Source organism: Massilia sp. BHUDP2, assembly GCF_046236355.1.
GTDB classification, from domain to species: Bacteria; Pseudomonadota; Gammaproteobacteria; order Burkholderiales; family Burkholderiaceae_D; genus Telluria; species Telluria varians.
The window spans coordinates 247,754-260,621 of record NZ_JBJUVW010000001.1 but is presented as its reverse complement, the minus strand read 5'-3'; the positions used below and the strand labels follow the sequence as shown (position 1 = coordinate 260,621).

The following is a 12,868-nucleotide window of genomic DNA, read 5'->3' as shown; positions in this document are numbered from 1 at the left end:
AATAAATGCAACAATTTATCTCGACATTATGCCTTGAAAAGTATGACACCCGGCGCCCGCTTACGGTTTGTTACCGTTGTATTTGTGCGAAGACAAATTGTGAAATTCTGAGACAAAAACGCCTGACATAGCTCAAGGAGCCGCGTCAGGCGTACGTTTTACCGCTTGTTGGTACTTACTTACCTCTGCGAGACCGCATCCACGACACACAAGGCCGTCATGTTGACGATGCGGCGTACCGTCGACGAAGGCGTCAGGATGTGCACGGGGCGTGCGCAGCCCAGCAGGACCGGGCCGATCGCGATGCCGTTGCCGGCGGCGCTCTTGACCAGGTTGTAGGAAATGTTGGCAGCGTCGATATTCGGCATCACCAGCAGGTTGGCGTCGCCGCTCAAACTGGAGTTCGGCATGATCTTCATCCGCACCTTGGCTTCGATCGCGGTGTCGCCGTGCATCTCGCCGTCGATTTCCAGGCCCGGCTTGGCCTGCTGCACCAGCGGCAGCACCGCGCGCATCTTGCGGGCCGATTCGCTATTGTAGGTGCCGAAGTTCGAGTGCGACAGCAGGGCCGCGCGCGGCTGCATGCCGAAGCGTTCCATCTCCTCGGCCGCCATCACGGTGATCTCGGCCAGCTCCTCGGCGTTCGGGTTCTCGTTGACGTGGGTGTCGACGATGGCCAGCTGGCGGTCCGGGGTGATCAGGAAGTTCATCGCCGCGTACACCTTCGATGCCGGCCGCTTGCCCAGCACCTGGTCGACGTAGTGCAGGTGCATCTGGGTGGTGCCGTAGGTGCCGCAGATCAGGCCGTCCGCGTCGCCCTTGTGGACCATCATGGCGCCGATCAGGGTGTGGCGGCGGCGCATCTCGATCTTGGCCAGGTCGACGGTCACGCCCTTGCGCTTGGCCATCTCGTAGTAGGTCTGCCAGTAGTCGCGGTAGCGCTCGTCGTAGTCGGGGTTGATCACGTCCACGTTCTGGCCGAGCTTGAGGCGCAGGCCGAACTTCTCGATGCGCTTTTCCAGCACCGCCGGGCGGCCGACCAGGATCGGGCGCGCCAGCTTCTCGTCGACCACCACCTGCACCGCGCGCAGCACGCGCTCGTCCTCGCCCTCGGCGTAGACGATGCGCTTGGCTTCCATCGGCGCGGCCTTGGCCACCGAGAACAGCGGCTTCATGAAGGTGCCGCTGCGGTACACGAACTGCTGCAGGCTCTCGGCGTAGGCGGCCAGGTCCGCGATCGGCCGGGTGGCGACGCCGCCGTCCTGCGCCGCCTTGGCCACCGCCGGGGCGATGTGGGTCAGCAGGCGCGGATCGAAGGGCATCGGGATCAGGTATTCCGGGCCGAAGGACAGGTTGGCGATGCCGTAGGCCGAGGCCACGATGTCCGACTGCTCGGCGTGGGCCAGGTCGGCGATCGCGTGCACCACCGCGATTTCCATCTCGCGGGTGATGGTGGTCGCGCCGCAGTCCAGCGCGCCGCGGAACATGTAGGGGAAGCACAGGACGTTGTTGACCTGGTTCGGGTAGTCCGAACGGCCGGTGGCGATGATGGCATCGCTGCGCACCGCCTTGACGTCTTCCGGCAGGATCTCCGGGTTCGGGTTGGCCAGCGCCAGGATCAGCGGATTGGGCGCCATCTGCGCGACCATGTCCTGCTTCAGCACGCCGCCTGCCGACAGGCCCAGGAAGATGTCGGCGCCGGGGATCACCTCGGCCAGCGAGCGGTGCGGGGTATCCTGCGCGAAGCGCGCCTTGTCCTCGTCCATCAGCTCGGTGCGGCCCTTGTAGACCACGCCGGCCAGGTCGGTGACGAAGATGTTCTCGATCGGGAAGCCGAGGTCGACGATCAGGTCGAGGCAGGCCAGCGCGGCCGCGCCGGCGCCCGAGACCACCAGCTTGCAGTTCTTGATATCCTTGCCGACCACCTTCAGGCCGTTCAGGATGGCGGCGCCGACGATGATGGCGGTGCCGTGCTGGTCATCGTGGAAGACCGGGATCTTCATGCGCTCGCGCAGCTTGCGCTCGATGTAGAAGCACTCCGGCGCCTTGATGTCTTCCAGGTTGATGCCCCCGAAGGTCGGTTCGAGCGAAGCGATGATGTCGACCAGCTTGTCCGGGTCGTTCTCGTTGATCTCGATGTCGAACACGTCGATCGCGGCGAACTTCTTGAACAGCACGCCCTTGCCCTCCATGACCGGCTTGGAGGCCAGCGGGCCGATGTTGCCCAGGCCGAGCACGGCGGTGCCGTTCGAGATCACGGCGACCAGGTTGCCGCGCGCCGTGTACTTGTACGAGTTGGCCGGGTCCTTGACGATCTCCTCGCAAGGGGCGGCGACGCCCGGCGAGTAGGCCAGCGCCAGGTCGCGCTGGTTCAGCAGGCCCTTGGTCGGGGTGACACTGATCTTGCCGGGGCGGGGAATCTGGTGATATTCGAGTGCTGCTGCGCGCAGCTGTTGACGCAATTCTTCTTTCTTGTCCGATGACGAGTCCATGCCGGGCAGCCTTCCTGAAACTAGAGGGGAACCTCCAATTTTATCAGACGAACAGTTGACAAAGGCTACGTATTTTCAACAGGCAGTCATGGATATATAAGTTTTGCTAATAATTCAAGCTCTACCATTAGCCCAGCTTCTAGTTAAAGGGGGCGATTACAATGCGGAGATGCTTTCCGAATTCGACCTCATCAAACAATTCTTCAAACGCGAGCGCCCCGGCCGGGCCGACCTGGGCATCGGCGACGATTGCGCCCTGCTCACGCCCTCCCCCGGCATGCAGCTGGCGATCTCGAGCGACATGCTGGTCGAGGACCGGCATTTCTTCGCCGGCGCCGATCCCGTCAAGCTGGGCCATAAGAGCCTGGCGGTGAACCTGTCGGACCTGGCGGCGATGGGTGCGCGCCCGGTCGGCTTCACGCTGGCGCTCGCGCTGCCCACCGCCGACCCGACCTGGCTCGATGGTTTCTCGCGCGGGCTATTCGCGCTGGCCGACGCGCACGGCTGCGAGCTGATCGGCGGCGATACGACCAAGGGGCCGCTGAACATCTGCATCACGGTGTTCGGCGAGCTGGCCCCCGGGCACGCGCTGCGGCGCGATGCGGCGCGCGTGGGGGACGACATCTGGATCTCGGGCACGCTGGGCGACGCGCGGCTGGCCCTGGCCGGCTACCTGGCGGAAGTGGCGCTGCCCGACGAGGATCACGCGCAGGCGGCCCAGCGCATGCACATGCCGGCGCCGCGCGTGGCCCTGGGCCTGGCGCTGGCGGCGCAGCCGGTCGCGCATGCGGCCCTCGATGTGTCGGACGGGCTGGTGGGGGACCTCGGGCACATCCTGGCGGCGTCGAAGGTCGGCGCCACGCTGGAGGTGGACACGCTGCCGGCCGGGCCGGTGCTGGCGCGGCAGTCGCTCGAACTGCGGCGCCGCTTCACGCTGGCGGGCGGCGACGATTACGAGCTGTGCTTCACGGCGCCGGCAGCGAACCGGGAAGCGGTGCTGGAAGCCGGACGGCGCAGCGGAACAAAGGTGACGCGGGTCGGAAGGATCGAGGCCGAGCCGGGCCTGCGTTTCGTGGATGCGCATGGGTCACCGCTCGATCTCAAACTCAGCGGCTGGGATCACTTCAGTTAGGCCGTACCGGTTTTCTCCACATCCTCGCGCGGCACCTTGCGGTCGTCATACGGCCCGTAGGTCAGCCAGTAGTGCCGGAACGCCAGCCGGATATTCTCGCGCAGCTGCAGGTCGTGCCAGGGCTTGGTGTAGAAGCGGTAGATCGCCCCGCGGTTGATCGAATCGAGCACCGTCTCCACGCCGGTGTAGCCCGACAGGATGATGCGGATGGTCTCCGGATACATCTCCTTGACCTTGCTGAGGAACTCGGTGCCGCTCATGACCGGCATGCGCTGGTCGCACAGGATCACCTGCACCCGGTACAGCGCCAGCAATTCGAAACCCTCGGCCGGCGAGGAGGCCGTCAGCACCCGGTAGTTGTCGCGCCTGAACAGGCGGTGCAGCGCGGTCAGCACGTTGACGTCGTCGTCCACGATGAGCAGGGTTTGCACCTTGTCGTCCTGGGCCGGCGGCTGGTCGGGCTGGGCGCGGTTGTCCTGTACCAGGCGCGCCAGCTCGTCGGCGGGCAGGCCGCGCGAGAAGTGGAAGCCCTGGATCTCGTCGCAGCGGTTGCGCCGCAAGTACGCCATCTGCGCACGCGTCTCCACGCCTTCGGCGATCACCTGCATGTGCAGGCTGTGCGCCATGCTGATGATGGCCAGCGCGATCGCCGCATCGTCCGGGTTGGTCACGATGTCGCGCACGAAGGCGATGTCGATCTTCAGCTTGTCGATCGGGAAGCGCTTGAGGTAGGCCAGACTCGAGTAGCCCGTGCCGAAGTCGTCGATCGCAATGCGGATGCCGAGTTCCTTCAGCCGGCCCAGCACGGCGATGGTGTGCTCGGCATTCGACATGAGCGCGCTTTCCGTCAGTTCCAGCTCCAGCATGCCGGGCTCGACCCCGTGCCTGTCGAGCGCGGCGCGGATCACGCTTTCCAGGTCGCCTTCGACGAACTGGCGGCTCGACACGTTCACCGCCACCCGCACGTCGCGCACCCCGCTTGCGTTCCAGGCCGCGATCTGGCGGCAGGCTTCGTCGACGATCCATTCGCCGACCCGCACCACCAGCCCGGTTTCCTCCATCAGCGGCACGAACTCGGCCGGGTAGACCAGCCCGAAGCCCGGCCGGTTCCAGCGCAGCAGCGCCTCCACGCCCGAGATGCGGCCGGTGTTCAGTTCCAGCTTGGGCTGGTAGTACAGCACGAACTGGTTGCCCTCGAGCGCGCTGCGCAGCGCCAGCTCGAGGTCCAGGCGCGCCAGCACCTGCACGTTCATCCCGGCGGTGAAGAAGCGGTAGCCGTCGCGCCCCGCTTCCTTGGCGCGCACCATCGCGGTGTCGGCATACTTGATCAGGGTGCCCGGCTCGGTCGAGTCTTCCGGGTACATGGCGATGCCGATGCTGGCCGTCAATGCGGCCTGCTGGCCGTGCAGGTCGAAGGGGGCGCGCAGCGACTCGCGGATCTCGTTGGCGACGTTCACCGCCTCCTGCTGGTCGCGCGTCATGGTCAGGATCAGGGCGAACTCGTCGCCGCCCAGGCGCCCGGCCGTGTCGCGCAGGCGCACCACGCGCACCAGGCGCGTGCTGAACTGGCGCAGCAGCTCGTCGCCGAGCGAGGTGCCGAGCGAATCGTTGATGATCTTGAAGCGGTCGAGCGTGATGCACAACACCGCCACGCGCCAGTTCTTGTCGCGCGCCAGCTCGATGGCGTCGCGCAGGTTCTGGAAGAACAGGGTGCGGTTCGGCAGGCCGGTGAGCGCATCGTAGCTGGCCATGTGGCGCAGGCGTTCCTGGGCGTGCAGGCGCTCGCTGATGTCGCGCGCTACCGCGATCAGCATGCGGCTCTTGCCCAGGTCCTGCAGCTTCCAGCTGATCTCCACCGGCACCGCGCCCTGCCCGCCGGCGCGCAGCAGCTCGGTCTCGACGATGTCGCCGGGCAGCGCGCCGAATTCCGGCTTGTCTCCCTCGCCATCGACGCCGGGCGCGGCGGTGGGCACGCCGTCATGGGCCAGCGCATCGGCCGCCAGGTGGCGCTCGAGCAGCTGGCGCGTGCCCAGGCCCAGCGCCACCGGGTCGATGCGCAGCAGCGCCTCGCGCGAGAAACCGAGCATGCGGCAGGCGCCGTCCGAGACGTCCACCATCGCCATCGAGGCGGTGTCGATCAGGAAGATCGCATCCGGCGTCGCATCCATCGCGCCGCGGAAGCGCGCCAGCTCGGCGGTGCGCTCGCGCACCTCGCGTTCCAGCTGCACCCCGTAGTCCTGCGACTCGCGGTGCAGCAGGCGCACTTCCAGCAGGTTGCGGATGCGCGTCATCACCTCCACGGTGTCGAAGGGCTTGCCGATGAAGTCGCGCGCGCCGGCTTCCAGCGCCGCCAGCTTCTTGTCCGGCTCGGCCGTCACCACCAGCACCGGCAGCCAGGAATCGCTCTCGAGCGGCTTGAGCGCCTCCATCACGTCGAAGCCGTCCATGGCCGGCATGTGCAGGTCGAGGATGATCAGGTCGAAGCGATGCTTCAGGTGCATCGACACCACCTGGCGCGGATCGCAGGTAGCCGAGACGTTCTCGTACCCGGTCGTCTTCAGCAGGTATTCCAGCAGCTGGACGTTGACGGGTTCGTCGTCCACGACGAGGATGCGCGCGCGGCGGATGTCGGACAGTGAAATCATTCGGCCTTCCTTTCGGCTGGTTTTGCTTTGGCCAGCGTACTGTTGATCGCGTCGGTGAACTTGTCGATGTCGATCGGTTTGGTCAGGTAGCGGGTGAAGCCCGCGGCCATGCCGCGCTCGATGTCGCGCTGCATGGCGTTGGCGGTCAGGGCGATGACCGGGATGCCGGCGGTGAGCGGATCGGCGCGCAGCTGCCTGAGCACCTCGATGCCGCTCATGCCCGGCAGGTTCAGGTCCATCAGGATGATCGCCGGCTGGTGCGCGCGCGCCAGCGACAGGCCGACATGGCCGTCGTGCGCCGACAGCAGGCGCAGGTCGGAACGGAAGCGCACGATCTCTTCCACCAGGCGCAGGTTGGCGGGATTATCCTCGACGTACAGGATCAGCTGCGGTTCTCCTTCATCCGGCACGGTATGGACTTCCTGCGCCTCGGCGGCCACGCCCTCCGCCTGCGCCGCCAGCGGCGCGGTGGTGGCCAGCTCGATCCAGAACACGCTGCCCATGCCCGGGCTGCTGGACACGCCGATCTCGCCGCCCATCAGCTCGACGAGGCGCTTGGTGACCACCAGCCCGATGCCGGTACCCTCCTGGCTGCCGCCCTCCTGGCCGAGCCGGTTGAAGGGCTGGAACAGGCTCGCCACCTGTTCGGCATCGAGACCGGCGCCGGTGTCCCGCACCGACAGGCGCAGCCGGGTCGGGGCCACCTGTTCGCAGGTGACCACCACGGCGCCGGCCTCGCGGTTGTACTTCACCGCGTTGGAGAGCAGGTTGAGCAAGACCTGTTTCAGGCGGGTGCGGTCGGCCAGCACTACCGCCCCCGGCGTTTCCGGGAACAGCACGTGCACGCCGCGGCTCGCCGCGATCGGCTCGACCATGGCGCGGGTTTCCAGCAGCGTGTCGGAGAGCGCCACCGGCTCCATCGACAGCGTCACCGTGCCCGACTCGACCTTGGCCAGGTCGAGGATCTCGTTGATCAGGGTGAGCAGGTGGCGGCCGCTCTTCAGGATATGGCCGGCGAACTCCTTCTTCTGCTCGATCGTCGAGGGCAGCGTATCGGAAGTGAGAATCTGGGCGAAGCCCAGGATCGCGTTGAGCGGCGTGCGCAGCTCATGGCTCATCGAAGAAAGAAACGCCGACTTGGCCTGGTTGGCGCTGCGCGCCTCTTCGATCGCATTGGCCAGCTCGGCGTTGGCCAGCGCCAGCTGCAGGGTGCGCTCGTCCACGCGCTGCTCGAGCTGCTCGTTCAGGCGCATGACTTCCTGCTGCGCGCGCGAGCGTTCCGCCGCTTCGCGCGCGATCTCGCTGCTCGAGGTCTCCAGTTCGCGCGTGCGCCCTTCGATCTCGGTCAGCATGGCATTGAAGGAATCGACCAGCTCCCCGGCCTCGTCGTTGCTGATGCGCGGCGCGCGGCGCGAGTAGTCGCGGGTGGCGACGACGTCGCGCGCGATCTCGGTGATGGCCACGATCGGCGCCGTCACCACCCGGCCCATGCGGCGCATCAAGAGGTAGGCCACGAACATCGCCAGCAGCGTCACCCCCGCGGCGATGCTGAGGTAGTCGACCGTGCGCGCCAGCAGCTGGTTCTCGGCGCGCAGGTAGACCGTGCCGAGCGCGTCGCCATCCTCGACGATGCGGTGGTGGATGACCAGCTTGTCGCGATCGCTGGCGGGGACGGCGGGCAGACGCTCGGGCAGCCCGCTCGCCTCGCCGGCCGCCTGGTAGGAAGCGAACAGCTCACCGTTGGCGTCGTAGATGGCGGCGGCGCGCACCTGGGGGCGGGTGCGCAGCAGCGCCAGGTTCTCCTTGGCCAGACGCGGATCGTCGAAGCTCAGCGCGGCCGAGCTCATGTGGCCGACCAGTTCCGCCTGGGTGGCGAGGTCGTTCAGCAGGCTGCGGTGGTAGCTGCGCAGGTCGTAGAAGATGATGATCGCCACCGACACCAGCAAGGCGACGAACGTGGTGGTCATCACCGCCCGCACCAGCTTGCTGCGGATCGAACGGCGATGGGTCATGCGGCCTCCAAGGGTCCTACCTCAAACGGAATTGTCAATACAAGAGTCGACCACCAGGGCGCGGCGGCGCCAATCAGCATAGCCGACGACTTCGTGTCATGTCGCACGGAACTTTTCACCATTCAACCATATGCACACCGGGTAAAACATGCATGCAGCTTGAAGTGCACGCTTTCTGTGTCAGTGCGGCACGGACCGCGCTAGAATAAACTGCGCGCCGCTCGCGTGCGCCACATCGGCCTCGGCCTGCTCATCGGTTCACCGCAGGGTCAACCGCATTCAAAGGAGCTTTACGTGACGAACGATATCCTAGATCTTGCTACGAAAGTTGGCCGGGCGCTCGAGGCCAAGCGCCTGGTGCTGGCCACCGCCGAATCCTGTACCGGGGGCGGCGTATCCCAGGCAATCACCGAAATCCCGGGTTCCACCGGCTGGTTCGATTGCGGCTTCGTCACCTATTCCAACAATTCCAAGACTGAACTGCTGGATGTGCCGGCCGCGCTCATCGCGCAATTCGGCTCGGTGAGCGAGGAAGTGGCCGGCAAGATGGCCGAGGGGGCGCTGTCCAACAGCACGGCCGACGTCGCAGTGTCGACCACCGGCATCGCCGGGCCGACCGGCGCGGTGCCGGGCAAGCCTGTGGGCACGGTCTGTTTCGGCTGGTCGCGCGGCGACACGACCTATACCGAGCGCCTGGTGTTCCAGGGCGACCGCAAGGCGGTGCGCGAGCAGACCGTGGCGCATGCGCTGCAGGGCCTGCTGCGCTTCATCGAGTAGGCAGGCAAGCCTCGATGACTGGCATGGCGCCGCGCCTGCTGGGCGGCCTGGCGCTGCTTGCAGCCGCCGGGCCGGGATGTGCCCAGGCCGCTGCCGATACCGATACCGCCGCGTACACCGTGTATGCGGCGGGCGACATCGCGCGCTGCAAGCACCCCGACCCGCGCTGGTCGGGCGCCGCCGCCACCGCCAGGCTGGTGGAACCGCTGCTGCGCGCCAATCCCAGGTCCGCCGTGCTGTCGCTGGGCGACCACACTTATCCCTACGGCAGGGCAGCCGAGTTCGAGAACTGCTACCACCCGACCTGGGGACGCTTCCGCGAGCGCACCTGGCCCACGCCCGGCAACCACGAATATGCGACGCCGGGCGCCGCGCCCTACTTCGCGTATTTCGGCGATCGGGCCAAACCGCAAGGAAAGAGCTGGTACAGCCTGCGGCTCGGCAGCTGGCTGGTGGTGTCGCTCGACAGCAACCTGGAAGGGGCGGCGCATGCCGAGCAGATCGGCTGGCTGCGCGACACGCTGGCGCGCGAGAAGGCCGCCTGCACCCTCGCCTTCTGGCACCATCCGCTGTACACCTCGGGCGGCCACTTCCGCGAACAGGGACGCTTGCGCGACGCCTTCGCGCTGCTGCATGCGGCCGGCGCCGAGCTGGTCCTGTCGGGCCACGACCACGACTACGAACGCTTCGCGCCGCAGGATGCCGACGGCCGGCTCGACCGCGCCAGGGGCGTGCGCCAGTTCGTGGTCGGCACCGGCGGCGCCTATGCCACGCCCTTCCTGCAGTTCACGCCGAACAGCGAGGTGCGCGAAGCGAGCTACGACGGCGTGCTGGAGCTACGCCTGCTGGACGGCGCCTACGCATGGCGCTTCCTGCCGGCCGACCCCAGCCGGGTGCCGGCGGGGGCCACGCCCGACCACGGACGCGGCAACTGTCACTGAGTTGCCACCGAGTCGCCACTGAGCGCCACAGAAGGAGCACCACATGAGATACTGCCGGCTGCTCGCCCTGATATTGATGATGACCACATTCGCTCCACCCACTGGCGCCCAGTCCGCGCCGCCGCCCCTGCCCACCGTCGCTTTCGAAAAAACCACCCTGCCCAACGGCCTTCAAGTGATCCTGGTCGAAGACCGGCGCCTGCCGATCGTGGCAGTGAACATCTGGTACCACGTCGGCCCGGCCAACGAAGCGCCCGGCCTGACCGGCTTCGCCCACCTGTTCGAGCACATGATGTTCGCGCAGACGCGCCACATCCCGCGCGGCATGGCCGACCGCCTGCTGGAAGGCGCCGGCGCCACCGACAGCAACGGCGGCACCGGCTATGACCAGACCAGCTACTACGACACCGTGCCCTCCAACCAGCTGGAGCTGGCCTTGTGGGTGCACGCCGACCGCATGGGCTACCTGCTCGACGTGCTCGACCAGAAGGCGCTCACCAACCAGCAGGACGTGGTGCGCAACGAACGCCGCGAGACCGTCGAGGACGAACCCTACGGCCTGGTGCAGGAAGCGCTGGCGCATGCGCTGTTCCCGAAGGGCCATCCGTATTACGCCTCGATCATCGGCTCGCACGCCGACATCCAGAACGCGAAACTCGACGACGTGCGCCAGTTCTTCCAGCGCTACTATGGGCCGAACAACGCCAGCATCGTGATCGCCGGCGACATCGACAAGGCCAGGACGCGTGCCCTGGTCGAACGCTACTTCGGCAGTTTCAAGCGCAGCCCCCCGGTGGCCCGCCCCAGCGTGACGACGCCGCCGATCACCAGCGAGCGGCGCGTGGTCGTGCGCGACCGCGTGGAGCTGCCGCGCATCTTCATGGGCTGGCTCACGCCGCCCGCCTACCAGCCGGGCGACACCGAGCTGGCGGTGGCGGCCGAGATCCTCGGCGGCGGCAAGTCGAGCCGGCTGTACAAGAAGCTGGTGTACGAGCGCCAGATCGCCCAGGACGTGGACGCCAGCCAGAACTCCCAGGGCCTGGTCTCGACCTTCGTCATCGACGTCACCGCGCGCCCCGGCGTCGAAGCGCGCGCGCTGGAAGCCGCGATCGACGCCGAGCTGGCCCAGCTGCGCGATCACGGCCCCTCGCAGCGCGAAGTCGAGCGCGCCCGCAACAGCCTCGAGACCGCGCTCCTGAGCACCGTCGAAAAGCTGGGCGGCGACGGACTGGCGGACCAGCTCAACCACTACAACCAGTACACCGGGGACCCGGGCTACCTGGCGAAAGACGTGGCGCAGCTGCGCAGCATCACGCCCGCCGACGTGCAGCGCGCCGTGCGCAGCTACTTGCGCCAGCAGGCGCGCGCGGTGGTCACCGGCCTGCCCGGCAAGCCGGTCATCGACGACCCGCGGGTTCCGCCTGCGCCGAAAGCCGGCAAGGCCGCCAAGCCGGCCACCGTGGCCGCGCACGAAGCGATCAACGTGCCGGAGCCCTGGCGCGCGCAGCAGCCGAAGGCGGGGCCGGCCCCGCGCTTCACGCTGCCGCAGGGCGAGTCCTTCAAGCTCGCCAACGGCCTCACCGTGATCCACCACTACAAGCCGGGCCTGCCGCTGGTGGCGGCCCAGCTGGTGGTGCGCAGCGGCAGCGCCGAGAATCCCGCCGACGTGCCGGGCCTGGCCGGCTTCACGGCGCAGATGCTGGAAGAAGGGACGGCCACGCGCAGCGCTCCTGGAATAGCCGACGAGATCGCGCAGCTCGGCGCCTTCCTCGACACCGGCACCGGCCATGACGCCTCCATGGTGTCGCTACTGTCGCTGCGCGCGAACTTCGCGCCGGCGCTCGACATCATGGCCGACATCGTGCTGCGCCCGGCCTTCCCCAATGCGGAAGTCGAGCGCCAGCGCGCCGACCGGATCGGGGAACTGATCCAGCAGCGCGACGATCCGGAATCCGTGGCAGCAGTGGCCGCGGCCGGCACCTTGTACGGCAGCGGGCATCCGAAGGGCTATGGCCAGCTCGGCACCGAACCGGCGATCCGCGCCGTCACGCGCGACGACCTGGTGGACTTCTGGCGCCGCCACTACGTGCCCGGGAATGCCGCGCTGGTGGTGTCGGGCGACATCACGCGCGGCGAACTGACGGCGCTGGTGGAAGCGCGCTTCGGGGCCTGGGCGCGTGCCGACGTCCCCGACGGCGGTGCGGAAGAGCCCGCCGGCACGCCCGCGCGCCTGGTGCTGGTCGACCAGCCGGGCGCGGTGCAGACCGCGCTGCGCGTCACCAGCATCGGGGTGGCGCGCACGACGCCGGACTTCCCGGCGCTGCAGGTCCTGAACGCTGCCCTGGGGGGCATGTTCTCCAGCCGCCTCAACAACAACCTGCGCGAGACCAAGGGCTACACCTACGGCATCTCCTCCTGGTTCCGCTACGACCGCACGCCGGGCCCCTTCGTGGTCGCCGGCAACGTGCGGCGCGACGCCACCGGCGCCTCGGTGCGCGAGATCTTCAGCGAGGTGAACGCGATGCGCGATGCGCCGCTGCCGGCCGCCGAACTCGACACCGCCCGCGACGCCCAGGTGCTGTCGCTGCCCGGGGCTTTCGAGACCAATGCCGACATCGGCGCCAGCATGGCCGACATCTTCATCTACGGCCTGCCGCTCGACTACTACGCTCGCCTGCCCGCCCAGCTCTCGGGCGTCACGGCGGCGCAGGTGCAGGCCGCGGCGCGCAAGTACCTGGCGCCGGAACGGATGAAGGTGGTCGCCGTGGGTGACCGCAAGCGCATCCTGCCGCAGTTGCAGCCGCTCGGGCTGGGGACGGTGGAGGTGCGGGATAGCGATGGGCAGTTGCCGCGCCGCACGGACTGAGTG

At 67.7% G+C, this 12,868-nt stretch carries 7 protein-coding genes; 4 read left to right on the top strand and 3 right to left on the bottom strand.

Annotated features, from left to right (window positions below):
* Nucleotides 1-179 precede the first annotated feature (179 nt).
* Entirely contained in the window at nt 180-2,492 is a 2,313-nt protein-coding gene (locus ACK6C6_RS01140) for an NADP-dependent malic enzyme (RefSeq protein ID WP_409265464.1), read from the bottom strand.
* Between the two features lie 169 nt (nt 2,493-2,661).
* Here ACK6C6_RS01140 and thiL point away from each other — a divergent pair, with 169 nt between their 5' ends.
* A complete protein-coding gene (thiL, locus tag ACK6C6_RS01135; RefSeq protein ID WP_409265463.1) occupies nt 2,662-3,624 on the top strand; it encodes a thiamine-phosphate kinase in 963 nt (320 codons plus the stop codon).
* On the opposite strand, the gene ACK6C6_RS01130 is transcribed toward thiL, so the two are convergent.
* Together ACK6C6_RS01130 and ACK6C6_RS01125 are read right to left on the bottom strand one after the other, a co-directional pair.
* Complete coding sequence (locus ACK6C6_RS01130) at nt 3,621-6,269, bottom strand: EAL domain-containing protein (RefSeq protein ID WP_209587252.1); 2,649 nt, start codon at nt 6,267-6,269, stop codon at nt 3,621-3,623. The genes thiL and ACK6C6_RS01130 overlap by 4 nt on opposite strands.
* Nucleotides 6,266-8,281 (bottom strand): ATP-binding protein, encoded by a 2,016-nt coding sequence (locus tag ACK6C6_RS01125; protein WP_409265461.1) that lies wholly within the window; start codon nt 8,279-8,281, stop codon nt 6,266-6,268. Before ACK6C6_RS01125 ends, ACK6C6_RS01130 begins: the two co-directional genes overlap by 4 nt.
* A gap of 294 nt (nt 8,282-8,575) precedes the next feature.
* Between ACK6C6_RS01125 and ACK6C6_RS01120 the strand changes: the two genes are divergently transcribed.
* The 3 genes from ACK6C6_RS01120 to ACK6C6_RS01110 are packed head-to-tail and all read left to right on the top strand — an operon-like array spanning nt 8,576 to nt 12,865.
* The gene (locus ACK6C6_RS01120; RefSeq protein WP_036213072.1) at nt 8,576-9,058 is read left to right on the top strand and encodes a CinA family protein; all 483 of its coding nucleotides are present in this window, start codon (nt 8,576-8,578) and stop codon (nt 9,056-9,058) included.
* Between the two features lie 14 nt (nt 9,059-9,072).
* The gene (locus ACK6C6_RS01115) at nt 9,073-9,999 is read left to right on the top strand and encodes a metallophosphoesterase family protein (RefSeq protein ID WP_409265460.1); all 927 of its coding nucleotides are present in this window, start codon (nt 9,073-9,075) and stop codon (nt 9,997-9,999) included.
* A gap of 43 nt (nt 10,000-10,042) precedes the next feature.
* Nucleotides 10,043-12,865 (top strand): M16 family metallopeptidase, encoded by a 2,823-nt coding sequence (locus ACK6C6_RS01110; RefSeq protein WP_409265458.1) that lies wholly within the window; start codon nt 10,043-10,045, stop codon nt 12,863-12,865.
* Nucleotides 12,866-12,868 lie beyond the last annotated feature (3 nt).